This is a genomic window from Pseudomonas tremae, from assembly GCF_023278125.1.
Lineage (GTDB): Bacteria > Pseudomonadota > Gammaproteobacteria > Pseudomonadales > Pseudomonadaceae > Aquipseudomonas > Aquipseudomonas tremae.
On sequence record NZ_CP066270.1, the window covers coordinates 4,473,082 to 4,498,025 of the forward strand.

The following is a 24,944-nucleotide window of genomic DNA, read 5'->3' on the forward strand; positions in this document are numbered from 1 at the left end:
CCGGCCATGCAGAATGGCGGCACTGCGGTAATCCTGCAACTCCACAAATCAGGAAGCCACTTGCTCCGCTGGCGAGACAATACTGGTCTTCATGCCACGCGAACGGCCCGAGCTCAGATACGCCGCAATGGACTCTTGCGTCACTTCACCCAGGAACACGTTCTCGGCATCCAGCACCGGCAGCCAGGCGCGGTTGAACTCATACATGCGCGACAGCAGGATGCGCAGGTGCTCGTCGTACGCCGCAGTGGCATTGAACTCGCGCAGGAACTGCGCACAGTTGCCTTGCTGACGATGCAGGTCACGACGACGCACATAGCCCATCGCCTTGTTTTCGCTGTCGGTGACGACGATGTAACGACGGTCGTTTTCGTCCATCACTTCCAGCGCATCGGCGACCGGGGTTTCCGGGCTGACTGAAGGTGCGTTGTCTGCGGCGTCTTCTGCCTTGACCAGCAGCAGACGCTTGAGGGTGCTGTCCTGGCCAACGAAACTGCTGACGAAGTCGTCAGCCGGATGCGCGAGCAAGGTGTCCGGGTGATCAATCTGCAGCAGCTTGCCGCCACGGAAGATCGCGATCTTGTCGCCCAGCTTGATGGCTTCGTCGATGTCGTGGCTGACCATGATCACAGTCTTGTTCAGCGCCCGCTGCATCTCGAAGAACTCGTTCTGGATCATCTCGCGGTTGATCGGATCGACCGCACCGAACGGCTCGTCCATCAACAGCAACGGTGCGTCGGCCGCCAAGGCACGGATCACACCGATGCGCTGTTGCTGGCCACCAGACAATTCGCGCGGGTAGCGATGCAGGTACTGCTTGGGCTCCAGCTTGATCATGCTCATCAGTTCGCGCGCACGGTCATGGCAACGCTGCTTGTCCCAGCCGAGCAACTTGGGCACGACCACGATGTTTTCTTCGATGGTCATGTTCGGGAACAGACCGATCTGCTGAATCACGTAGCCGATGTTGCGACGCAGGGTCACTTCGTCCAGGCCTGTGGTGTCTTCGCCGTTGATCAGTACTTTGCCGGAAGTCGGCATGATCAGACGGTTGATCATTTTCAGCGTGGTGCTCTTGCCGCAGCCCGACGGGCCGAGGAAGACACATATCTCGCCTTCATTGACTGTGAGGCTGACCGAATCGACAGCCTTCACTTCTTTGCCGTTGCTCTGGAAAGTCTTGGAGAGGTTCTGGAGTTCGATCATTTCAGTAATCCTTTTGGAGTCAGCGTGCGTTGCAGCAATTGCAGAAGCAGGTCGGCGATGATGGCCAGAATACTGACCAGGACCGCGCCGACGATCAGCATCGACATATCGCTGCGGCTGATGGAAGCAAGAATAAGTACACCCAGACCACCGGCACCGATGGTCGCGGCAATGGTCATGACACCGATGTTCATCACCACCGCGGTGCGCACACCAGCAAGGATCACAGGCACCGCAATAGGCAGCTCGACCATGCGCAGACGCTGGCCGAAGGTCATACCGATGCCTTTGGCTGCTTCGCGAATACCGGGTTCGACGCCAGTCAGCGCCAGGTAGGTGTTACGCATGATCGGCAACAGCGAGTAGAGAAACACTGCAGTAATTGCCGGCATCGGGCCAAGGCCCTGACCGAATTTGGAGTAGAACGGCAGCAACAGGCCGAACAACGCAATGGACGGCACGGTCAGCAGCACGGTGGCGCTGGCTTGCAGCGGGCCGGCCAGCGCCGGAAAGCGGGTCATCAGTACGCCCAGCGGGACGCCGGCCAGAATGGCCAGCGTCACAGCAATGCCGACCAGGGTGATGTGCTGCGTGGTCAGATGCAGCACCTGAGCCCAGTCGATCTGGGAGAAAACGTTAAAAAAACTCATGTCGTCTCCGTCCTTAGTTAAGTGGGTGCTGACGCAGGAAATCTGCGGCAACTTTGGATGGACTCTCGTGACCAACATCGATGTGGGCGTTGAGGTCGATCATGGTCTGGGTGTCCAACAGATCAGCCAAAGGCTTGAGCAACGGGGCAATATCCGGGTGCTTGTCCAAGTAATCCTGACGGATCACCGGCGCGGCGGTGTAGTCCGGGAAGTAACGTTTGTCATCTTCCAGCACCTTGAGCTTGAAGGCATTCAAGCGACCGTCAGTGGTGTACACCAGGCCCGCAAACACCTGGCCGTTCCGTAGCGCGGTGTAAACCAGCCCCGCGTCCATCTGGCGAGTGTTCTCACGACCGAGATTCATGTCGTAATGCTTGACCATGCCGAGCAGACCGTCGGAGCGGTTGGCGAACTCAGTGTCCAGCGCTACGAGATGACCCTCTTTCGCTTCGTCTTTGAGGACTTTGGTCAGGTCGGTCATGGTGTTGACCTGTGGGTACTTGTCAGCGATTTTCTGCGGCAGCGCCAAGGCATAGGTGTTGCTGAATTTCGACGGGGAAAGCCAGACCAAGCCTTTTTTCGCGTCGAGTTCTTTCACCCGAGCGTAGGTTTGTTCGCTGTCGAGCTTTTCATCAACGTGGTTGTAATTCACCAGCGATACGCCGGTGTACTCCCAGATCAGATCCAGTTGAGCACTTTCCTGCGCGCTACGCGCCAGGCTGCTGCCCAGGCCGCCGGTGATTTGAACGTCATAACCCTTTGTACGCAGATATTGCGCAGTGAGTTCAGACAGAATGGTCTGTTCGGTGAACACCCGTGCGCCGACGCGTAGCAGCGGCTTTTCTGCCGCCTGGGCAAATGCCGGAAACAGCAAGGCAAAGCCTAAAAACAAACATATTCTTTTCATGATAATTCCTTCGCTCAGCGAGCCAGACCGCGTTCCAGCCAGATACGACTGGCCAGTGTCACCAGGCCGTCGAGCAGCAGCGCCAGCAGAGCGGTACATGCCGCACCCAGCACCAGTTGCGGCTGATTGTTCAGCGCGATGCCGGGGAAAATCAGGCTGCCAAGGCTGTTGGCACCGATAAGAAACGCCAACGGCGCGGTCCCGACGTTGATCGCCAGCGCGACGCGCACACCACCGATGATGATCGGGACGGCATTAGGCAACTCGACACGCCACAGCACTTGGCGCGGGGTCATGCCGATGCCGACGGCAGCTTCCTTGAGTGAACCCTGGACGTTTTTCAGGCCTTCGTAGGTATTGCGCACGATGGGCAACAACGAGGCGAGGAACAGCGCGAAGATTGCAGGCCCGCTGCCTATCCCGAGAATCCCGAGGGCAATGGCCAGAACGGCGAGAGGCGGAACAGTGTTGCCGATGTTGAATATCTGCATGAAGCGTTCGGCACGGCCAACCATGCTCGGACGGCTGAGTGCGATACCTGCCGGGATACCGACCACCAGGGCCGCCAACATTGAAACCAGAACCAGAATCAGGTGAGCCTGAAGATAGAACAGCAGGTCGTCCTGGTATTGCTTGATAGTACTGATGCCGATCCAGTGGATCAGCAGGGCCAGGAGTGCGATCACAACCGCGCCTCCCAATAGCCCCTTGCCATAGCGATTTGCCACAGGCGGACTCCTTATTTCAGTCGGCGAACGCGTTGACCTGTGCATCCGAAAGGGATGCCGCCAATAACGTTCGCGAAGAGCAGCGGGTGGGTCGCCGGTAAGGGATTAACCTCGGCGAAAACACAAGCCATAAGCGCAGCTTCGTCAAACCAACATGCTGATGATTCAGCCCCCGACGTTGGCCTCCGTAGCGGCCTTGACGGGGGAATGGACGTCTCCACGACCGGAAAGGTTCCCACATGAGACATTATCTAGCCATCGTTTATTGTCTGAACGGTTCGGTTATTGCCGCAAGTTGAGCTATAATCTGCGCCCTTTTTCGATCCCATTCCAGGCGATTTCCCATGACCCAACAGGCCGCCGAAGTCGCGAAACGCCGCACTTTCGCCATTATTTCCCACCCGGATGCGGGTAAAACCACCATCACGGAAAAACTCCTGTTGATGGGCAAGGCAATCTCCATTGCCGGTACGGTCAAGTCGCGTAAATCCGACCGGCACGCCACATCCGACTGGATGGAAATGGAGAAACAGCGTGGTATTTCGATTACCACATCCGTGATGCAGTTTCCGTATCGCGACCACATGATCAACCTGCTCGACACGCCGGGTCACGAAGACTTCTCCGAAGACACCTACCGCACCCTGACGGCAGTCGACTCGGCACTGATGGTCCTTGACGGTGGTAAAGGTGTCGAGCCACGTACCATTGCGCTGATGGACGTCTGCCGCCTGCGCGACACGCCTATCGTGAGCTTCATCAACAAGCTCGACCGCGACATTCGTGACCCTATCGAGCTGCTCGACGAGATCGAAGCGGTCCTGAAGATCAAAGCCGCACCGATCACCTGGCCGATTGGCTGCTATCGCGATTTCAAAGGTGTCTATCACCTGGCCGATGACTACATCATCGTCTACACCGCAGGCCACGGGCACGAGCGCACCGAAACCAAAATCATCGAGAAGCTCGATTCGGACGAAGCCCGCGCCCATTTGGGCGACGAGTACGATCGCTTCGTGGAGCAACTGGAACTGGTGCAAGGCGCCTGTCACGAGTTCAACCAGCAGGAGTTCATCGACGGTCAATTGACCCCGGTTTTTTTCGGTACGGCGCTGGGCAATTTCGGGGTCGATCATGTGCTCGATGCTGTGGTGAACTGGGCGCCGATGCCGCTGGCACGGGTTGCCAACGAGCGCACCGTCGAGCCGGAAGAAGAAAAATTCGCCGGTTTCGTGTTCAAGATTCAGGCGAACATGGACCCCAAGCACCGCGATCGCATTGCGTTCATGCGTATCTGTTCGGGGCGCTACGAGAAAGGCATGAAAATGCGTCACGTGCGCCTGGGCAAGGACGTGCGGATCGGCGACGCGCTGACCTTCTTCTCCTCGGAACGTGAGCAACTCGAAGAAGCCTACGCTGGCGATATCATCGGCTTGCACAACCACGGCACTATCCAGATCGGCGACACCTTCACCGAAGGCGAAGCACTGGGCTTCACCGGTATTCCGCACTTCGCCCCGGAGCTGTTCCGTCGCGTGCGACTGAAAGACCCGCTCAAGTCCAAGCAATTGCGCCAAGGCCTGCAACAGCTGGCCGAAGAAGGCGCCACCCAGGTGTTCTTCCCGCAGCGCAGCAACGACATCATTCTCGGCGCCGTCGGTGTGCTGCAGTTCGACGTGGTCGCCAGCCGCCTGAAGGAAGAATACAAGGTCGAATGCGCCTACGAGCCGATCACCGTCTGGTCAGCTCGCTGGATCGACTGCGCCGACAAGAAGAAGCTCGAGGAGTTTGAAAACAAGGCCGTGGAAAACCTGGCAGTGGACGGTGGCGGTCACCTGACCTACCTCGCCCCTACCCGCGTGAACCTGGCACTGATGGAAGAACGCTGGCCAGACGTTAAATTCCGCGCCACCCGCGAGCACCATTGACAGACCAATAGCGAGGCAGTGTGACGCAGAGCGTGACCCTACTACCGCCTCTATCGTGCCCATGCTCCGCGTGGGCATGTCTTTCTGGACGCTCTGCGTCCGATTCTGAAGGGCATTCACTGACCTGCATCAACCATTCAGCGCAAAATGAGAATTAATCTCAATAGTGCCTTGCTATTATCCCGATAAGAATTATTCTCATCTTACTTGCACAGGAGATGAGACATGACTTATTTGATCGATGCTTGGCTGGACCGCCCACACCCTTATCTTAGAATTCTTCATCGGGAGACAGGTGAGGTGTGTGCCGTTCTGGAAGAGGAAGCGCTCGAAGAGCTGCGCGATCAGGGCGATCTGGACGTGTACAGTCTGAGTTCAAGCGAGCCGATGGTGCTGAAGGAACTGGTGAGAAACCTGTTTCTGTTCTGCTATGCAAGGGCGTTGCGCCCGATGGGTGAGTTGCACTGAGCATGAAGCATCAGCACAACCCCGTCGCTGAACGAATCAGCGCGATTCGTTCAGCGACCCTCTGTATCGACCGGGTCGATTACAGAACGTCCAGCAGTTCCACGTCGAATACCAGCACGCTGTGCGGTGCGATGCTGCCAACGCCCTGGGCGCCGTACGCCAGTTCGCTCGGCACGTAGACGCGCCATTTGCTGCCGCTGTTCATGAGCTGCAGCGCCTCGGTCCAGCCTGCGATCACGCCGCTGACCGGAAATTCTGCAGGTTCGCCACGATCATAGGAGCTGTCGAAGACAGTGCCGTCGATCAGCGTGCCGTGGTAGTGAACGCGTACCTGGTCTTCGCGGGTCGGCTTGGCGCCGTCGCCTGCGGTCAGGACTTCGAACTGAAGACCCGAAGCCAGAGTAGTCACGCCTTCGCGCTTGGCGTTTTCAGCCAGGTAGGCCTTGCCGGCACCCGCAGCCTGCTCAGCCTTGGCGGCTGCTTCAGCCTGCATGATTTCACGGATAACCTTGAAGCTGGCGGACATTTCTTCCTGACCCACACGGCTTGGCTGACCGCCAAAAGCATCGCGCAAGCCCGCCACGATTGCTTCCAGGTTGACGCCCGGCGGCGGGTTTTCGCGCAACTGGTCGCCCAACTGACGGCCAATACCGTAGCTGACGCGGGTTTCGTCGGTAGACAGATTGACTTCGGACATGACACTGCTCCGCAGAGGGGCACGCAGTCGATAATCGCGTGAAAACTGAACGGCAATCACGCTTTACCCTGATGCGCCCCGAACCAAAAGGCCGAGCAGCCTAGCACAGTTGACCCGGCAGGCCCTACTGCGCCTGCGATTGCCCCTTGGCAATCAGGACCATGAAGAGTGGAAAGAGATTGGCAAGCGCATTTCCGAGCGGTCATTAACCGGCATACCGCACAATTCGTCATGGACCACGCAATGCACCAGATAAAACGGCACCACCGGAACATCTTTCAGCAATTCGCGTGCGTGTTCCACTGAGCGCAGGTGCAACGTCTTGCCCGCTGGGTCCTTGAGCATCACCGAAGTGCCGTCCATGCGCACATCCAGCAGATAGATACCGCCTTCGATGGAGATCAGGTTCAGCTCCTCGACGCGCCCTGCCTGGGCGTGCGCGGTAAATTCCTGATAATTCATAATCAAACCTCCTGCGCTGCACGTTAAGCATCGGAACGGACGTTTTACCGCATCATCGAGCAACATGCCAGAAACAGGACCTGCCAGGCCGCCTGATACAGCCTGGGCTTCAATGCTTGGTCAGTTTGTCCAGATAGCCCATCGCAAACGCCGAAATAACGAACGTCATGTGGATGATCACGTACCACATCAGGTATTCCGGCTTGATGTTGGTGGCATCCATAAACACCCGCAGCAGGTGAATAGACGAGATAGCCACGATAGAGGCGGCGACCTTCATCTTCAGCGAGGACGAGTCCATCGTGCCCAGCCAGTTGAGCTTCTCCTTGTCTTCGTCGATGTCCAGTTGTGACACGAAGTTTTCGTAACCGGAGATCATCACCATCACCAGCAAGCCCCCTACCAGGGCCATATCGATCAGCGACAGCAGCACCAGAATCAGGTCCGCTTCAGCCAAGGAAAAGATATTGGGGATGACGTGGAAGATTTCCTGGAAGAACTTCACACACAACGCAAGAAGGCCCAGCGACAACCCGAAGTAAATCGGGGCCAGCAGCCAGCGCGATGCGTACATGGCATTTTCAAAAAAACGTTCCATTGGTACTCGCAAGGTGTTTTGGAGGGACGGGCGAGTATATCAGCGGTTACACGCCGCTCTGGGCGTGCGACAAAATATCGCACAGCGGCCAGACCCGCACCGTTGAGGAACTGAATACACGGAAGCCGGGAGGAACCTATGTAGTGGTCTAATGATTCCGGACACTCATTTAGGCGAGAATATCGCCAGATATAGAGGTGTCTGATGACCAAGCAACGCCGTACCTTCTCCGCTGAATTCAAACGTGAGGCCGCAGGCCTCGTGCTCGATCAAGGTTATAGCCATGTCGAAGCTTCTCGCTCGCTTGGAGTGGTCGAGTCTGCGCTGCGTCGCTGGGTTAGCCAGCTCCAGCAGGAGCGCAATGGCGTGACGCCTCAGAGCAAAGCCCTGACGCCCGAGCAGCAGAAAATTCAGGAGCTGGAAGCGCGCATCGCTCGTCTTGAGCGGGAGAAATCCATTTTAAAAAAGGCTACCGCGCTCTTGATGTCGGAAGAACACGAGCGCTTGCGCTGATCGATCAGCTAGGTGCCCATGAGCCGATCGAATTGCTGTGCGAGATGTTCGAGACACCTCGCTCGTGCTACTACGACCATTGCCAGCGGCGTCGGGCTCCAGACACCGAGCGGGTTCGTTTACTCAGTCGAGTCAATGAGCTGTTCGGGCAAAGTCGAAGCGCTGCTGGCAGCCGCAGTATCGTTTCGGTATTGCAGGAAGATGGCGAGCAAATTGGCCGGTTCAAGGTACGTGGCCTGATGCGGGAACTGGGATTAATCAGCAAGCAACCTGGCTCTCATGCTTATAAAAAAGCAACAGTGGAGAGGCCTGACATTCCGAACATTTTGAATCGGCAGTTCGATGTACCCGCGCCCAATCAGGTTTGGTGTGGCGACATCACCTACATCTGGGCGCAAGGAAAATGGCATTACCTGGCGGTGGTTATGGATCTTTATGCGCGTCGGGTGGTGGGCTGGGCGTTTTCAAACAAACCGGACACGGACTTGGTCATCAAGGCGCTGGACATGGCTTATGAGCAACGCGGCAAGCCTCAGGGCCTGCTGTTTCACTCAGATCAGGGCTCCCAATATGGGAGCCGACAGTTTCGCCAGCGGCTTTGGCGATACCGCATGCGCCAGAGCATGAGTCGCCGAGGTAATTGCTACGACAACTCGCCGATGGAGCGTGTATTCCGCAGCTTGAAAACCGAGTGGATACCCGCCGTGGGCTACATGACGGCCCAAGAGGCACAGCGGGATATCAGTCATTATCTGATGCATCGCTACAACTGGGTTCGGCCACACCAGTTCAATAATGGACTGGCACCCGCTCAGTACGAGAAAAAACTTAACGTCGTGTCCGGGATCAGTTGACCACTACACCTAGAAGGTTGAAGACTTTTGTCGAAGTGCATTATCACTGTTGATGCGCCGTAACTCGGCCTGCATGTGCAAGACCCAGATAGGCACATCGTCGAGGCATTGGTAGCCCTGCACAGAGAGGTTTTCGACAATGGCCGTCAGTACCGACCGGGCGCAGGGCAAGCCCGGAAAAGGACCCTGAAACCTCACTGCAGAAGGCTGTTCTCCAGCCATTCCTGCTGCCAGCAGCACGATCCACTGGGCATTGTCTCTGGGAAGAGGCCGAATGACGCATTCGATTCGAGTCATCAGCCCCATGCATTCTCGGGTGAGGCAAAGGCTACGCTGCATGATGCGCTCCTGATCAGCGAAATTGTTCATCCTTCTCACAAAGCAGGATGTACGCCAATCCGTCTGGCCACTGCGATTAAGGTGAAAGACTAGAAGAAAACCGCCCCTGCGCAAAACATCCCTGATGAACGGAAGAGTGAGGCACCGGGCGGCATCTGAGCTGCCCGGTATCTGGCGTTTATCAGGCTTTCAGCTCGGGCTGCAACTGAGCAGGCTCTTTCTCCAGTTCTTCCTTGAGGTCTTCGTCGCTGAGCATTTCCGCGATGTCGCGCAAACGCTCCACCACGCGCGCGTTCACGCTGCCCTCCGGAAATTCACCGTTCTCGTCAGGCGCACCGGCGGGCTCGCCGACCAGCAGGCTCAAGGCCTCATCCGCCTGACGCACCGCATAGATATGGAATTGCCCGTCACGCACTGCCTGCACCACACGCTCGTCCAGCATCAGCGTAGTGACGTTGGCGTGCGGGATGATCGCGCCCTGCTCGCCCGTAAGACCGCGCGCTTCGCACAGGCGGAAAAAGCCCTCGATCTTCTCGTTGACCCCTCCCACCGCCTGCACTTCGCCGAACTGGTTGATGGAGCCGGTGATCGCGAAGCATTGTTTGAGCGGGGTGCGTGACAACGCGGAAATCAGCGTGCAGGCTTCGCCGAGCGACGCACTGTCGCCATCCACGTAACCGTAGGACTGCTCGAGCGCGATGCTCGCGGAAATCGCCAGCGGGAATTCCTGAGCGTAGCGGCTGCCCAGGTACCCGGTCAGAATCATCACCCCCTTGGAGTGGATCGGCTGGCCGAGGTTGACTTCACGCTCGATGTCGACGATCCCGCTGCCACCCGGGTACACCGTCGCCGATATACGGGCCGGTACACCGAAGGCGGAATCACCGACTTCCAGCACCGTCAGGCCGTTGCATTTGCCGACGGCCGCACCGTCGGTGTCGATCAGGATCACGCCGGCCATCATGTCATCGAGAATGCGTGCCGAGACCCGTCCGGTACGCGTGGCCTTGGCTTTGAGGGCCCGCTCGATATGCCCTGCATCGGTCTTGTCATCATTGGCCAGTTGGCGAATGAAGTCAGCCTCGCTGACCAACTGGAACAGATCGCCGATGCGCGCAGACAAACGCCCCTGATGCTCGGCCAGTCGAGCGCTGTAGGTCGCCAGCCGCGCAACCGCGTCGGCCGTCAATGGCGCCATGCCTTCTTCCGAAGTACGGGTTTTCAGCAACTGGGCGAATTGCTCCAGTGTCTCGTCAACCATGGGGATTTCTTCGTCGAAATCGACCAGCACCCTGAACATCTCCTGGAAGTCAGGATCGAGGTCTTGCAGGGTGTAATACAGCGAGCGCGAACCGATGATGATGATCTTGACGTTCCACGGGATGACCTGCGGCGTCAGGCTCACGGTGGCGACCCGGCCCAACTCACCCAGAGGCGATTCCATCTTCAACTTGCGCGACTGCAGAGTGCGCTTGAGGGCATCCCACACGAAGGGTTCGCCGAGCATTTTATCTGCTTCAAGAATCAGGAAGCCGCCGTTGGCACGGTGCAGGGCGCCAGGTCGCAACTGGCGATAGGTGGTGTACAACGCGCCCTGATCGGTACTGTATTCAATGCGCCCGAACAGGTTGTCATACGTAGGGTGCTGCTCGAAAACCACCGGCGCACCGCCATTGTGGTTGTTACCGACCACCAGGCTCGGGCTGTATTGCTCCTCCAGCAACTTGCGCGCTTGGGCGTCGGTCTTGGCATCGTCGACCAGTTGCTCGACTACGGTTTTCAGCAAGTAAACCTGCATTGCCTGCAAATACGCGCAGACCGCTGCATTTTCGGCGTACTTTTCCGACAGCGGTGCCAATAGCGGCTGCAAGGTCAGGGTGATGGTTTCTTCGTTCAACTGACGCAACTGATTATTGGACTCGCGCTTCCATTGCGGCAGGCTGGCCAATTCTTCATTTAGACGCTCTTCAAGGGCGGAGATGTCTTCATGAAAACGTTCGCGGTCAGCCTCGGGCAACTGTGAAAACTCGGCTTCGTCCAGCGCCTTGCCATCCGCCATCGGGGTGAAGGCGATGTTGGTGCTGTCGCGGTACAGCGCGATGTCTTTCTCCAGAGAAAGGCGCTCGATCACATCCAGCGCACGGTCATAGCGCTGATTGAATGCACGGTCGATCGAGCTTTTCTTCTGCTGGTAGGACGGATGCTCGAACACCGCCGGGAACGTCACCAGCAAATTGTCGATCAGGCCATTGATATCGGCGATGAATGCGTGCGCGCTGCCTGGCGGCAGCTCCAGTGCCTTGGGCTCGCGGGGTTCGTCAAAGTTGTTGACGTAAACCCAGTCCGACGGGGTCTGCATCCGCTTGCCTTCGGCCTTGAGGTAGCGTTTGACGAATGAAAAGCGCCCGGTACCGGGTTCGCCCATGACAAAAACGTTGTAACCGGGACGCGGCATGGCCACGCCGAACTGCAAGGCTTCTACAGCGCGCTCCTGGCCAAGTACACCGCGAAAGGGTTCAAGCTCGTGGGTAGTCGCAAAGCTGAACTGCTCAGCGGAAAACGGACGGGTCAGCGCGTGGGGCGCCAGGCGTAGGTTGGCTGCGACAGAATCGGGCATCAGTGTTCCTTACATCAGGCAGGGCAGATGTCGGCATTCTGGCGCTCGCCGCATGCGACTTGCAAGGCAGGAAAGAACCCGAGGCCTTGCCCGGCAGGAAGTAATGGTCGGGACGATGCCGAACGCAAGATGAAAAAAAAAATTTCAGGTAATAATCTGTGACAGGTCGCGGAACCCTTCGAACCCGCCTACGCTCCAAATTGCACAGGTGGTCGCTGGCAGACCATCTGTCTTGATGTGACGACTCAAGAAACTCGACCCTTGGCTGAACTAAAAAGAGAAAAAGCTATGAAACGGATTCTTCTTGGAACGCTCTTCGCCGCTGTATCCATCAACGCTATGGCACAAGCTCCAGGCGGTCCTGACTGCGGTTGGGGCAACATGTTGTTTGAAGGCCAGCGCGGCACTCCAGCTCACTTCCTGGCTTCGACCACCAACGGCACTTCGGGTAACGCCACGTTCGGCATGACTTCCGGCACCAACGGCTGCTCCACCAATGGCGCACTGACCTACGGTGGTAAATCCTGGCTTGCCATGAATGGCATGATGGATGAACTCTCCAAGGACATGGCGATGGGTCAGGGCGAAGCGCTGACCACCTACGCCGTGGTATTGGGCGTTGCGCCTGAAGACCGCGAGCATTTCGCGGCCGTCACTCACGAACACTTCTCGCAAATCTTCAGCAAGGCCGACGCCACCGCTGAAGACGTTCACACCAACACTGTCAACGTTCTGAAAAACGATCCGACCCTGGCCAAGTACGCTACCCAGGCTTAAAGTCGTTCGCCCGCCTCTCTTTCGTGAGAGGCGGGCTCCTCCTTCCTGACTAGTTGCCCTCTATGCTCAAACGTCTTGTATCGCTGGCGCTGTTTGTCTGTGCCCCCTTGTCTGCGGCCCCTCATGCACCCGCTGACCGTTTGCAGCAACTGGCCGACGAGCCATTCTGGATTTCACTGGGCCACTACGAGGCTGGCAAGCTCGGCGGCTGGCGCAGTTACGTGACCGACCCCAAATTCTTCCTCGCCGCCGACGGTGCTCATGACCCGCAGGCAGAGCTGAGCGCAACCCTGGACGCCATTTACGCGCCAGTCACCGATGAGCAGACCCACGCCCAGTGCGTGTACCCGGCCCGAACCCGCTGGCTGCGCGATCAGTTGCACCTGACCGGCCTGCCGACCCCGGACTGCAAGGAGTTCAAGGCTTGGTACAAGGACGTGGCCCCGGACAGCACCGTGCTGATTTTCCCGGCGGCCTACCTCAACAGCCCGTCCTCCATGTTCGGCCACACGCTGCTGCGCATCGACCCGGCCAGCGCGAAAACCAACAACACCACACTGTTGAGCTATGCGATCAACTTCGGTGCCTACATAGAAGGCATGGACAACAGCATTCTGTATGCCTGGAAAGGCTTGGCGGGCGGCTATCCGGGGCTATTTGCACTGGTCCCTTACCAAGAGAAGCTGTCCGAGTACCGCAGCCTGGAAAACCGCGACTTGTGGGAATACCGGCTGAACCTGACCCCGGAAGAAACCGGGCGCATGGTCGAGCACGTATGGGAACTGAAGCAGATCCGCTTCAGCTACTTTTTCTTCGATGAAAACTGCTCCTATCGCCTGCTGGAATTGCTGCAGGTTGCACGCCCGGGGCTGCATCTGACCGACCAGTTCGAATTGACCGCAATCCCTACCGACACCGTCAAAGCTATCAAGGCCGCCGGGCTGGTCGAAAAAATCGACTATCGCCCGTCCCGCGAGCGCGAACTGCTGAGCCGTGCAGCGCCGCTCGATGCCGACGAACAGCAGTGGGTGTTGAAGGTCAGCGCCGATCAAAAGCAGTTGCAGGATAGCCAGTACCTGGCCCAGCCCAAAGAGCGCCGTGCGCTGATTCAGGATGCGGCCTATCGCCTGGAGCGTTATCGCGCCAACGGGCTTGAGCGCGACACACAGCGCTCGCAACGCAGTTTCGAGTTGCTGCAGGCGATCAACCAGAACCCGCCGCCACAACTGGATATCCAGCGTCCCGGTCTGCCGGAAGAAGGCCATGAGTCGCGCACCTGGCAACTGGGCGCCGGTACACGCGGCGACAAAGCTTTTGCCGAGTACGGCCTGCGCATGGCCTACCACGACCTCAACGACAACGCTTACGGATTCCCGCTGGGCGCACAGATCGAGATACTGCAACTCAAGGTTCGCCAATACGAGGGCAACGACTGGCAGGTTCAGCAACTGGATCTGGCGACCATTCGCTCGCTGACGCCGCGCACCGAGCTGCTCAAGCCGTGGTCATGGCAGGTCACTGGCGGGCTCGAACGGGTGCTCGGCAAGCATGGCGATGAAAACCTCGTCAGCCATGTCAACGGTGGTGGCGGCGGAACCTGGCAACTGGCCGACGAAGTGCTCGGTTTTGCGCTGGGTACGGTGCGCTTAGAGCACAATAACGACTTCGCCGAGTTCATCTCCCCCGCTGCCGGCTTCAATACCGGCGTGCTGTGGCGCAACCCGCTTGGCAACCTGAGCCTGGAAGCCAAGGGCGATTATTTCACCAATGGTGAAGTACGCCGCAGCGTCAGCCTCAATCAGCAATGGGAGCTGTCCCGCAACCTGGGCTTGCGCCTCAGCGCCCAACGCGAATTCAGCCAGATGAGTTCGCCGCAGAACGAAGTAATGCTTGAAGTGAAGTGGTATCACTACTGACTCGGCTGCTAAAACGCTTTCATCGCGCCTGGGGCGATGAAAGCGTGATCACCTGACACATTCCCTACGTCGCTTTTACAAATAACTCACACATTTGCTTCTAGACTCCTCCAATAAGAAGAGGAAGCCATCATGAAGCGGTTTTGGCTGTTGTTGTCGCTGGCCATCGTGCTGGCGGGTTGTCAGTCCACCCGTGACCAGATGCTGGCCGAGGGTTATCCACCCGGTTTTGCCGACGGGTACCAGGACGGTTGTGGCAGCGGCCGTGAAGCGGCAGGCGCCAGCACCGGGCTTTTCAGAAAGAACGTACCTCGTTACCTGAAGGAAAAACTCTACGCCGAAGGCTGGACGGATGGTTTTCGCCAGTGTCAGGCCGCCCAGAACAACCGCGACCGCTTCTACCCCGGGCAGATCCTCAATGATCGTGATCGTGCCTGGGAACAGGAAAAGACCCGCAGCGCCGCCAAGGCCTATCGTCCGAACTGACTCGCGGACAGACTGGAAATCCGACGAAACCAATAACCTGCGCGCGTGGCCTAACCCCTATTAGGGAGGACACTTCATGAGTCGCGCTTTTGTAAACGAAGACAACGCTGCCGCCGATGCCGAACAACCGATAGAACGGCTGGTCAGCGAGCAGACCAATTACGTCACCGCACGCGGTCTGCAGCTGTTGCATGAACACGTGAGTACCCTGCAAGCCCAGCACAGTGCGCAAAGTGCCTTGGGAGACGACTCCGACAAACAGCGACTGGCCGACATTGAACGCGACCTGCGTTACTTCAACCAGCGCTTGCAAAGCGCACAGGTGGTCGCGCCCGCGGTCTCGACCGACAAGGTGCAGATTGGCAGTTTGGTGACGTTCGCCGATGAAGACGACAACCGCCAGCGGGTGCATCTGGTCGGGGAAGATCAGGCTGATGCAGCCAACGGGCTTATCAACTGGGGCTCACCACTGGGTCGCGCATTAATTGGCGCCCGCCAGGGTGACGAGGTGGTGTGGCAGCGGCCGGCAGGGGATCTTTCGATTGAAGTGCTGCTGATCGAAACCGAAGAATGACCCTTCAAAACAGCGCCGCTCCCGGTCGGGAGCGGCGCATGCCTGAACGCTGATCAGGCCAGTTTTTTGTGCCGGACGCGGTGCGGTTGAGCCGCTGCTTCGCCCAGACGCTTCTTGCGGTCGGCTTCGTACTCGGTGTAGTTGCCTTCGAAGAAGATCGCCTGTGAGTCGTCTTCGTACGCCAGAATGTGCGTGGCCACGCGGTCAAGGAACCACCGATCGTGAGAGATCACAATGGCAGCGCCCGGGAAGTCGAGCAGCGCTTCCTCCAGCGAACGCAGGGTTTCCACGTCGAGGTCGTTGGACGGTTCGTCGAGCAGCAGGACGTTGCCACCCTCCTTCAGCGTCAACGCCAGGTGCAGACGACCGCGCTCACCACCGGACAGGTCCTTGACGAACTTCTGCTGATCGCCACCCTTGAAGTTGAAACGACCGACGTAGGTACGCGACGGAATTTCGTAGTTGCCGATACGGATCACATCGGAACCGTCGGAAACAGCCTGGAATACCGACTTGCTGCCGTCCAGATCGTCACGGCTCTGGTCGACACAGGCCAGTTGCACGGTCTCGCCGACTTCGATGCTGCCCGAATCCGGCTGTTCCTTGCCCATCAGCATGCGGAACAGGGTCGACTTACCGGCACCGTTACCACCGATAACGCCGACGATGGCGCCTTTAGGCATGCTGAACGACAGGTTGTCGATCAACACGCGGTCGCCGTAACCCTTGGTGACGTTCTTAAATTCGATGACCTTGTCGCCCAGACGCGGACCGGCAGGGATGTAGATCTCGTTGGTCTCGCTGCGCTTCTGGAATTCCTGCGACTGCATTTCTTCGAAGCGTTGCAGACGTGCCTTGGATTTGGACTGACGCGCCTTGGCGCCCTTGCGGACCCACTCCAGCTCGTCTTTCATGGCCTTTTCATGGGCGGTCTGCTGTTTGGATTCCTGGGCCAGACGATCGGACTTGGCTTCAAGCCAGCCAGAATAGTTGCCCTCGTAAGGAATACCCGCACCACGGTCAAGTTCCAGAATCCAGCCAGCCACGTTATCCAGGAAGTAACGGTCGTGCGTGATCGCTACCACGGTGCCTGGGAAGTCGTGCAGGAAGTGCTCCAGCCAGGCGACGGAATCGGCGTCCAGGTGGTTGGTCGGTTCGTCGAGCAGCAGCATGTCCGGCGCAGACAAAAGCAGACGGCACAGTGCCACGCGGCGCTTTTCACCACCTGACAGAACCGAAACCTTCGCGTCCCAGGCTGGCAGGCGCAACGCATCAGCCGCCACTTCCAGCTGGCGCTCCAGGTTGTGACCGTCGCTGGCTTGCAGGATGGATTCGAGCTTGGCCTGCTCGGCCGCCAGCTTGTCGAAATCGGCATCTGGCTCGGCGTACTCGGCATACACCTGATCAAGACGCGCCTGCGCATCCTTGATGACGCTGACCGCCTCTTCCACGACTTCACGAACCGTCTTGTTCGGATCAAGTTGCGGCTCCTGTGGCAGATAACCCACATTGAGTTCCGGCATCGGGCGAGCTTCGCCATCAAATTCGGTGTCGACACCTGCCATGATCTTCAGCAGCGTGGACTTGCCCGAACCGTTAAGGCCCAGCACGCCGATCTTGGCGCCTGGAAAGAAAGACAGAGAAATGTTTTTCAGGATTTCACGCTTCGGCGGCACAACTTTGCTCAGCCGATGCATGGTGTAGACGTAAGAGCCTGTTTTGCCTGTTTTGTCACTTTTTGACATGGTTTGATTCGCCTTTAATCCTTTGTCTTCAGCGCTTGAATGGTAGCGACCAGCGCTTAAATTCGGGAAAATAAAACGTTAGGTTTTGCGCTGACCAGCCGATACTGCTGACTATACTGAGAAAGGTTATGTTTTGTGAGAGAGTAGCATGGATTTCCAAATCATAGAGCAGGTGGTGAATGCTGCTCGAAGAAAGCTGCTGGTGCAACACTCCATCCCGGCCTACTACCCCAATCTATACATCACCATGGAGCATTCGGGCAGAGCCCTCGAAACGACCAAGAAGTACCTTGAGCATCTGGCTGTGTTTGAGGGTTTTCTGGCTTTTTCCTCCATTGATTTGATTGCTCACCTCGAACAGCGCCCTCACAGCCAATACCTGACAGACAGTGAGCTTTCTAGGTTTGTCTCGGACGCGGGGTTTAGCAAGGAAACCTTGGCCATTAAGTATGCGGGGATGCGCTTGCATCCGACTGCCTACAAATCCGTTGGCAAAGTCCACGCGCAGCAGAGAATCGAGACGGTGCGCGACTATCTAGCCTTCCTCTATGACAAGTTGGGTGATCGCTCAACACGATATGAGGCGGTTGACGATCTGAAGAAGCGCATCAACCGCAAGATCAAAGCGGCCAGACCTGCGTGGAAAGAAACGCGAATGAACGAAATGAAAGGGCTTACCAGCCAAGAGCGAACTCGATTGCTGGAAATCATGCATCCGGATAGCGCCGAGAACCCCTTTTCAGAGGAAGCCATCAGGCTGCGTAATTACATCATTTTACTGCTGGGTCTCGACATGGGGCTTCGACGCTCCGAGATGCTGCTGATCAAGACGAGCGATATTCACTGGCACAATCGTCAACTAGCGGTGGTTAACCTGGAGGATGAGAGCTTCGATCCACGAACGATGGCCCCGCAATTCAAAACCAATGAGCGCATGCTAGTGATGACCGATGACCTGTATGACGCAATAACTAAGTACGAATCGAAATATCGCCACAGAAAGCCCCGTAGCGGCACATCGCAGGCAAGAAAGCATCCGTTTTTGCTGGTGGCACACAAGCGAAATGAGGGCGGACCTTTGACCATCAAGGCAGTGGATGGGGTTCTGTTCAGGGTCCGAGAAATAGCGCCGGAACTGGCCCATGTGCACACGCATATTCTAAGGCATGATTCGGTCTACACGATGTTGGAAAGCATGCGTGAGGAACTGGCAGTGCTTTCGCCGGAGGATCGCACCACACAGGTACAAAAGACCCTCACATGGATGTTCGGCTGGAGTCCCGATTCAAACATGCCCGGCCTCTACGGCGCCAAATTCTGGAAGGAAGAGGCAGACAAAGCGATACAGAAACGGGCCGAGCGGTTTACGGCCAGACGTCAGAAGGCCATCACCACACAGGGAGGTTCATAGTGAACATCGCCGTTGAAGCACTTCAGGCACCCACGAAGGACAGCCTGGATGCATGGCTAAACACGCCTCGCCTAGCGAAATGTGGGGGGTGGTTCACACCCGCACAACCGATGTGGAAACCGGACAAATCGGCTAGTAATTCAGTCAACTGGAAAGCGGCTATTGCTTGCGTCGAGCCGGACTGGCAGCCTTGGTTAAATGCCGCCCTGGCGTACCGAATGGCTGATGCGGCAGCGCGCACGGTTGGTAACACCGCCAGTTTGTTGTCGCTGGCTGCTCAGGCCGGGCTGGACCCGCTCAACGAGGGTCAACTGATCGCTCTACGGGAGCGGTTTAGCTATAGAGAGTTTAGTCTGATTGCCGCTTTCATGGCGTTTTGGCACGACTGCGAATCCCTCGAACAGCGCCCTTCGCAATCCCTGATCGATGCTTACAATGAACTGCCCAGGAAAATAAATTCCGGCAACGATGTGATCCTCAGCTTGGATCCCGAACAAGGACCGCTCACTCAGGTCGAGCAGGATGCGTTGTATCAATGGATACATGAGCAGTTTTGTCACGGACAGTTAGATTTCGAGCATTACATGTACCTGCGCATGTTGATGATTTATGGGCAGCGTGGCCATCAGGTGCGAATGATGGTTTTTGGTGATTTCACAAAGGGCGACGTCAAGTTCCATTGGGCAAAGCTAAAAGGCGACGAGGCGGGTTGGCGAACTAAATCCGAAATATTCAGACTAGATGAGGACCTCTACAACGCCGTGCAGGCCTACAAGGCAGTGATTCTGGCGCAACTCTGGCAAGCGTATCCCAGTGGTGTCAACTGGAACGTCGCCATCCAGAATGTGCCGCTCTTTCGTAAGAAGGTGGATCATGATGAAGCCGGATTTCTGGAGCGGATGACGCCCCCTGTTTTGCTCGATAGCACCCATCAAAAAGACCTCGAAGACGCGCCGCAGCCCATTTTTCATATCGGATCAGCAACGGCCAGACTATGGCTTCATCGCGTCGAACGGATGGGGGGTTTTCCAATTTCGCCTCGCACCCATCAGCCGCTGAAAGTTACGCGGGTGCACCGGTTCAGGCACACCCTCGGCACGGATCTTTCCAATGCAGGGCTGAGTGAGTTTGCGATTGCCCGCGCATTGATGCATAGCGACACTAAGACAGTGCGAAAGTATCGCGCCGTGTCCCCTGAGTTGCTGACGTTAATCGACGCGAAGATGAGCGACCATCTGGCATTGGTTGTGAATGCGTTCACCGGGATCATCGTCTCTGACCGCACCTCAGCGAAAAACGGGAATAGAGCGGATCGACAAATCGAGGATGTGGCAATATGCGGTGCCACCGCCGCCTGCCATCTGGATGCGCCATACACCTGTTACGCATGCGGAAAATTCCAACCCCTTCTGTACGCCGATCACCACGCGGTCCTTGAGCGATTGGAACGTCGCCGGGAGCAAACCATTGCCACGGATAAAACGACCGGTGTGCTCTGGGATCGGGCCATTCTGGCTTGTCGCAAGGTGATTCTGGATTGCGAGGCCATGCGCCGATCAAAAGACCCAAGAAGCCAGAAAAATGACCGAAGCGTTTGACTCTGAATCGCCGGATAACATTGTTGATTTTAAGCCCAAGAGCCAGCTGGATGCGCTGGATAATCTCGCGGCATTTATCGAATGGGCAAAAGAGACTCTGCCCAAGAGCATTCCCAATCGAGTGAACGCGAGCGTTCGCTGGGAAGACAGCAGTTGGCAACCGCATGGCTTCATAGGTGGTAGCTTCACGGCGCTTGGGTCGACGAAATCTGCCCCAAAGACGATGCAGGCCCCCTTCACGGATTTCGCCAAAGCAATGATGGTGTACCGAAGAGTGTATTTGCAGAGAAAGACGGTCGATGATTGGATAACCGCCCTTAGGGGGCTGGAAGTCGCTCTATTCGAATTGACCGGCACGTGGGATGTGACGCGGTTGTCCGCCGCTGTCTGTAATAATGCGTGCCAGCACATGGAGCGTCAATGGACAAAAGGAAACACCGCATATCTTCGTAGTAAGTCACTTGAAGCCATCATCGCCCTGATGCGGGCCAAAAAACTGCTCAAGTCAGATTTCCGGTGGACCTCTCCGCTGAAGCAGCGCCAGAAAGGTACGCTCAAGCAGCAAAAAGAAGATCGGGAACAGAAGCTGCCTAACCCTGAGGCGATCAAAGCCCTTGGGGAAGTCTTCACCAACGAATTGACCAGCGACCTCGACATCGTGGTGACATCCGCCTGTGCGCTGTTACTGAGTGCACCAAGTCGCGTAGGTGAATTGGCGGATCTCCCATTGGATTTCCTGCTATTCAAAGAGGATGCTCAGGGCAACCGGCGCATGTTCCTTCGCTGGTACGCGGAAAAGATGAACCAGGTGACGCTGAAGCCCGTCGTTAGGCCTGAAATGGAGCCGGTCGTCGAGCGGGTCATCACGTTACTGAAACCGATCACCGATGAAGCGCGGGCCTACGCCGCCTGGCTTGAAGACAATCCCGATGATTTCCCCCCCCACGAAGGAGTGCCGCTCAAGAGGCCTGATGAACCGCTCACATACGTCGAAGCCTGTGCAGCGCTGAAACTCGCAGCCCCTAAGGGCTACGCGCGAGCAGTATTCAATGCCAAGTTTCTGAAAAGCCTTGAGAAGAAAAAGGCGTTCAGCCCCGCCGCCCGGGCCCTTTTGGCCGAGATCCGTGACGGGTGGGACTCCAGCAGAGGGAAGGGGATATATATTAAGGGCAAGAATGGAGTCCAGGGTTGGGAATTTGACGACCAATGTGTGATTACGCTGCGCAAACTTAATGTGCTGGTGCGCGAGAAGTATCTTCCAAAAGATTTTCCTTACACCACGCCGTACACGGAGGGTAAACCGCGGGTGAAGTATCGTGATGCGTTGTTCACCGTGCGCACGGGAGCAATGACTGCAAACTCAGATACGTTGAGTGCGCAACACGGGTTTGGCGTGGAGATCGCCGCGACCTCTAGTCGATTGAGTACGCAGTTAGGCGGTACGAACGATCCGACAAGAAAAAGCCTGTTCGAGCGCTATGGCTATCCCGGAGTAAAGGTCAACACGCATGCGTTTCGGCACGAATTGAACACGCGGATGCACGAGGCCGGCCTGTCGCAGCTTCTGATTGACGCCTTCTCTGGACGCACGACGATGGGGTCTATCTGTAGTGGTCAACTGATCCCGGACACGACGTTAAGTTTTTTCTCGTACTGAGCGGGTGCCAGTCCATTATTGAACTGGTGTGGCCGAACCCAGTTGTAGCGATGCATCAGATAATGACTGATATCCCGCTGTGCCTCTTGGGCCGTCATGTAGCCCACGGCGGGTATCCACTCGGTTTTCAAGCTGCGGAATACACGCTCCATCGGCGAGTTGTCGTAGCAATTACCTCGGCGACTCATGCTCTGGCGCATGCGGTATCGCCAAAGCCGCTGGCGAAACTGTCGGCTCCCATATTGGGAGCCCTGATCTGAGTGAAACAGCAGGCCCTGAGGCTTGCCGCGTTGCTCATAAGCCATGTCCAGCGCCTTGATGACCAAGTCCGTGTCCGGTTTGTTTGAAAACGCCCAGCCCACCACCCGACGCGCATAAAGATCCATAACCACCGCCAGGTAATGCCATTTTCCTTGCGCCCAGATGTAGGTGATGTCGCCACACCAAACCTGATTGGGCGCGGGTACATCGAACTGCCGATTCAAAATGTTCGGAATGTCAGGCCTCTCCACTGTTGCTTTTTTATAAGCATGAGAGCCAGGTTGCTTGCTGATTAATCCCAGTTCCCGCATCAGGCCACGTACCTTGAACCGGCCAATTTGCTCGCCATCTTCCTGCAATACCGAAACGATACTGCGGCTGCCAGCAGCGCTTCGACTTTGCCCGAACAGCTCATTGACTCGACTGAGTAAACGAACCCGCTCGGTGTCTGGAGCCCGACGCCGCTGGCAATGGTCGTAGTAGCACGAGCGAGGTGTCTCGAACATCTCGCACAGCAATTCGATCGGCTCATGGGCACCTAGCTGATCGATCAGCGCAAGCGCTCGTGTTCTTCCGACATCAAGAGCGCGGTAGCCTTTTTTAAAATGGATTTCTCCCGCTCAAGACGAGCGATGCGCGCTTCCAGCTCCTGAATTTTCTGCTGCTCGGGCGTCAGGGCTTTGCTCTGAGGCGTCACGCCATTGCGCTCCTGCTGGAGCTGGCTAACCCAGCGACGCAGCGCAGACTCGACCACTCCAAGCGAGCGAGAAGCTTCGACATGGCTATAACCTTGATCGAGCACGAGGCCTGCGGCCTCACGTTTGAATTCAGCGGAGAAGGTACGGCGTTGCTTGGTCATCAGACACCTCTATATCTGGCGATATTCTCGCCTAAATGAGTGTCCGGAATCATTAGACCACTACACCAAGGGATGGGAGTAGCGTTCGCTCCATTCCTCCCGATGAGCTGTGAGGGTGCGCCATCCTTAACCGCTCCCTGCCCGTTGATGCGAAAATTCGATGTTATGAGCACACAAGCTTTGACCGCGCGGGTAACACCTACGTAATGCAGATTTAGGCACTGGATCTCATTTTCAAAGATTACCTGACCGTACGTTCCTGGCGGGTAACGTCGTGTCGGGATCACGTGGTCGTAAAGATCGGCGTGAAAAACCAGGTCGAACTCCAGCCCTTTCGCCTTATGCAGCGTCATGATCTGAATTGCCTCGTGATCTGACTTTTGAAAGTGCCGGAGTTTGCCGGCATCTCTGCAGACAAGACCAAGCTCTGTCGTGCCGTCTACTGACGGCTCACGCCCCAGCAGGCACGTTGCAGCGGTCAGTACGGTCTGAGTCAGGTCGCAATGCAAGCAGGATCTGCAACTCAATATTGCTTTACGTACGGCACGCTGCTCGTTAGCACTCTGCTTGGGCAATCTCATTCGATCAATCAATGCCTCTGCAGTCATCTGCGGGTCATAGCGCAGCCGCAGTAGATCCGAGAACAAACTTGACTCGGCGGCCAGTGTAGCTTCGAAAGGACTGTCCCCGATGAGGCGGTGTTTAAGCTCCAGGTTGTCAGCGATCAATCGCGCAGAGTGCTGATGCCGGCATAAGATTGCGACCTTGCCGGCCGACGCCACTTGGTAATGCTGCATCAGATGAGGGATCGCAATCTTCAACCATGCCCCGATCGCTCTCTGGTCACCCACGACCGTCTTGATGAACACCCTCGTATCCTGGGTCGGCGTAATGGGGTGATTCGGATCGAGCAGTCGAAGCGCAAAATTGTTGATAGAGGGATGGCTGCGGAAGTTCGTGGTGATAGCAAACCGCGCGAAGTCACTGCCTTGCTGCGTTAGCGCAAGCAGATACCTAGGGTCCTTATGCGCGAACCCGTAAATAGACTGATCGCTGTCACCAACGGCAACAGCCAGCAATCTCAGCTCCTTGAGTTTCAGAAACAACTGATGCTGGAAATGTCCGCTGTCCTGATATTCGTCGATGTACACAGCACGGTACCGGGCAGTGATATAACGCTGACAAGCCGGTGAGTGTTCGATTATGTGGTGAGCGAGCGTGCCCACAGCTTCCAGCGGGACGAAGCCCTGTGCCAATGCTTGGTACAGGAATGGCAGGAAGTTGGCGGTGTTGGCGACGGTCGCATCCTGCATAGGAATTGCTGGCAGCGTTTGCGTCAATGGTACAGGTAGTTCCCGGAGCTTCGCGGTCTTCATGTCAGTGGCGACAGGCATCAACTGCCGCGCGAATGGATAAACGATCTCGCGTAGGCAGAAGTCATCGATCGTGCCGAAGAACGAGCTCTTCACGTCAAAAGCGTCGGCTTTACAGCGTCGCTCCAATTCATCGCTTGCCTTGTTGGTGAACGAGATCGCGATGATCCCTTGATAGGGACGCAACCCTGATACAAGTTTGCGAACTTTGCGGGACACGACGCTGGTTTTGCCGCTGCCGGGGCGTGCGACCACGACCATGTTGCCTTCATACTCGATAGCCTGTTCTTGCTCCGCGCTGGGTGTGAAGAGAGTCATCT

22 protein-coding genes are annotated in these 24,944 nt (G+C 56.9%); 10 read left to right on the top strand and 12 right to left on the bottom strand.

Translation table 11 applies throughout. The features are described from left to right. Positions 1-48: 48 nt before the first annotated feature. The 4 genes from I9H09_RS20255 to I9H09_RS20270 are packed head-to-tail and all read right to left on the bottom strand — an operon-like array spanning position 49 to position 3,536. Positions 49-1,206: an osmoprotectant ABC transporter ATP-binding protein OsmV gene (locus I9H09_RS20255; protein ID WP_054990274.1), complete on the bottom strand. Its 1,158-nt coding sequence runs from the start codon at positions 1,204-1,206 to the stop codon at positions 49-51. Beyond that, positions 1,203-1,856 carry an ABC transporter permease gene (locus I9H09_RS20260; RefSeq protein ID WP_122346760.1) on the bottom strand — a complete coding sequence of 218 codons (654 nt, stop codon included), beginning with the start codon at positions 1,854-1,856 and terminating at the stop codon, positions 1,203-1,205. Before I9H09_RS20260 ends, I9H09_RS20255 begins: the two co-directional genes overlap by 4 nt. Positions 1,857-1,869: 13 nt before the next feature. Then, entirely contained in the window at positions 1,870-2,763 is an 894-nt protein-coding gene (locus I9H09_RS20265) for a glycine betaine ABC transporter substrate-binding protein (protein WP_122346759.1), read from the bottom strand. 14 nt (positions 2,764-2,777) lie between these two features. Further along, a complete protein-coding gene (locus I9H09_RS20270; RefSeq protein WP_268948630.1) occupies positions 2,778-3,536 on the bottom strand; it encodes an ABC transporter permease in 759 nt (252 codons plus the stop codon). A 299-nt stretch (positions 3,537-3,835) separates the two neighbouring features. On the opposite strand from I9H09_RS20270, the gene I9H09_RS20275 reads away from it, so the two are divergent. Together I9H09_RS20275 and I9H09_RS20280 are read left to right on the top strand one after the other, a co-directional pair. Continuing rightward, a complete protein-coding gene (locus I9H09_RS20275; protein ID WP_024670501.1) occupies positions 3,836-5,419 on the top strand; it encodes a peptide chain release factor 3 in 1,584 nt (527 codons plus the stop codon). 225 nt (positions 5,420-5,644) lie between these two features. Then, positions 5,645-5,887 carry a PA4570 family protein gene (locus tag I9H09_RS20280; RefSeq protein ID WP_005894274.1) on the top strand — a complete coding sequence of 81 codons (243 nt, stop codon included), beginning with the start codon at positions 5,645-5,647 and terminating at the stop codon, positions 5,885-5,887. Positions 5,888-5,966: 79 nt separating this feature from the next. Here the strand turns inward: I9H09_RS20280 and bamJ are convergent, their stop codons facing one another. The 3 genes from bamJ to I9H09_RS20295 form a co-directional block, all read right to left on the bottom strand. Continuing rightward, complete coding sequence (bamJ, locus tag I9H09_RS20285) at positions 5,967-6,584, bottom strand: BamJ family beta-barrel-assembly machinery protein (protein ID WP_005894275.1); 618 nt, start codon at positions 6,582-6,584, stop codon at positions 5,967-5,969. Between the two features lie 153 nt (positions 6,585-6,737). After that, positions 6,738-7,046 (bottom strand): DUF6482 family protein, encoded by a 309-nt coding sequence (locus tag I9H09_RS20290; protein ID WP_005894276.1) that lies wholly within the window; start codon positions 7,044-7,046, stop codon positions 6,738-6,740. 109 nt (positions 7,047-7,155) lie between these two features. Next, positions 7,156-7,644, bottom strand: coding sequence for a TIGR00645 family protein (locus I9H09_RS20295; RefSeq protein WP_054990271.1), 489 nt, complete (start codon positions 7,642-7,644; stop codon positions 7,156-7,158). Positions 7,645-7,848: 204 nt separating this feature from the next. Between I9H09_RS20295 and I9H09_RS20300 the strand changes: the two genes are divergently transcribed. Further along, a protein-coding gene (locus I9H09_RS20300; RefSeq protein WP_122346372.1) for an IS3 family transposase occupies positions 7,849-9,011 on the top strand; the annotation gives its coding sequence in 2 pieces (ribosomal slippage) (positions 7,849-8,104 and positions 8,104-9,011; 1,164 coding nt in all). A gap of 9 nt (positions 9,012-9,020) precedes the next feature. On the opposite strand, the gene I9H09_RS20305 is transcribed toward I9H09_RS20300, so the two are convergent. Beyond that, positions 9,021-9,350 (bottom strand): PA4575 family protein, encoded by a 330-nt coding sequence (locus I9H09_RS20305; protein ID WP_032618620.1) that lies wholly within the window; start codon positions 9,348-9,350, stop codon positions 9,021-9,023. Positions 9,351-9,531: 181 nt separating this feature from the next. Then, on the bottom strand, positions 9,532-11,967 hold the full coding sequence (locus tag I9H09_RS20310; protein ID WP_122312181.1) for a Lon protease family protein: 2,436 nt from the start codon (positions 11,965-11,967) through the stop codon (positions 9,532-9,534). A 288-nt stretch (positions 11,968-12,255) separates the two neighbouring features. On the opposite strand from I9H09_RS20310, the gene I9H09_RS20315 reads away from it, so the two are divergent. From I9H09_RS20315 to I9H09_RS20330, 4 genes are all read left to right on the top strand, one after another. Continuing rightward, positions 12,256-12,744, top strand: a complete 489-nt coding sequence (locus tag I9H09_RS20315) for a DUF3015 domain-containing protein (RefSeq protein WP_002555221.1) — start codon at positions 12,256-12,258, stop codon at positions 12,742-12,744. Positions 12,745-12,806: 62 nt separating this feature from the next. Then, positions 12,807-14,660 (top strand): Lnb N-terminal periplasmic domain-containing protein, encoded by a 1,854-nt coding sequence (locus tag I9H09_RS20320; protein WP_122347961.1) that lies wholly within the window; start codon positions 12,807-12,809, stop codon positions 14,658-14,660. A 132-nt stretch (positions 14,661-14,792) separates the two neighbouring features. Then, entirely contained in the window at positions 14,793-15,146 is a 354-nt protein-coding gene (locus I9H09_RS20325) for a lipoprotein (RefSeq protein ID WP_005894284.1), read from the top strand. A 76-nt stretch (positions 15,147-15,222) separates the two neighbouring features. Further along, on the top strand, positions 15,223-15,720 hold the full coding sequence (locus I9H09_RS20330; RefSeq protein WP_122323902.1) for a GreA/GreB family elongation factor: 498 nt from the start codon (positions 15,223-15,225) through the stop codon (positions 15,718-15,720). Between the two features lie 53 nt (positions 15,721-15,773). Here the strand turns inward: I9H09_RS20330 and ettA are convergent, their stop codons facing one another. Continuing rightward, complete coding sequence (gene ettA / locus I9H09_RS20335) at positions 15,774-17,465, bottom strand: energy-dependent translational throttle protein EttA (protein ID WP_122323901.1); 1,692 nt, start codon at positions 17,463-17,465, stop codon at positions 15,774-15,776. 148 nt (positions 17,466-17,613) lie between these two features. Between ettA and I9H09_RS20340 the strand changes: the two genes are divergently transcribed. The 3 genes from I9H09_RS20340 to I9H09_RS20350 are packed head-to-tail and all read left to right on the top strand — an operon-like array spanning position 17,614 to position 22,131. Beyond that, on the top strand, positions 17,614-18,876 hold the full coding sequence (locus I9H09_RS20340; RefSeq protein WP_122347960.1) for a site-specific integrase: 1,263 nt from the start codon (positions 17,614-17,616) through the stop codon (positions 18,874-18,876). Next, positions 18,876-20,474, top strand: coding sequence for a site-specific integrase (locus tag I9H09_RS20345; protein ID WP_122347959.1), 1,599 nt, complete (start codon positions 18,876-18,878; stop codon positions 20,472-20,474). The genes I9H09_RS20340 and I9H09_RS20345 overlap by 1 nt, the downstream gene beginning before the upstream one ends. Then, entirely contained in the window at positions 20,458-22,131 is a 1,674-nt protein-coding gene (locus I9H09_RS20350; RefSeq protein ID WP_236502558.1) for a hypothetical protein, read from the top strand. The genes I9H09_RS20345 and I9H09_RS20350 overlap by 17 nt, the downstream gene beginning before the upstream one ends. Here the strand turns inward: I9H09_RS20350 and I9H09_RS20355 are convergent. Further along, positions 22,089-23,251, bottom strand: a protein-coding gene (locus tag I9H09_RS20355) for an IS3 family transposase (RefSeq protein WP_122346372.1) whose coding sequence is annotated in 2 segments (ribosomal slippage) — positions 22,089-22,996 and positions 22,996-23,251 — 1,164 coding nt in all. Because the reading frame shifts where the segments join, the coding sequence is not laid out codon by codon here. The two genes, I9H09_RS20350 and I9H09_RS20355, sit on opposite strands and share 43 nt — an antisense overlap. Next, the gene (locus I9H09_RS20360; RefSeq protein ID WP_236502408.1) at positions 23,251-24,942 is read right to left on the bottom strand and encodes a UvrD-helicase domain-containing protein; all 1,692 of its coding nucleotides are present in this window, start codon (positions 24,940-24,942) and stop codon (positions 23,251-23,253) included. Before I9H09_RS20360 ends, I9H09_RS20355 begins: the two co-directional genes overlap by 1 nt. Between the last annotated feature and the right edge of the window lie 2 nt (positions 24,943-24,944).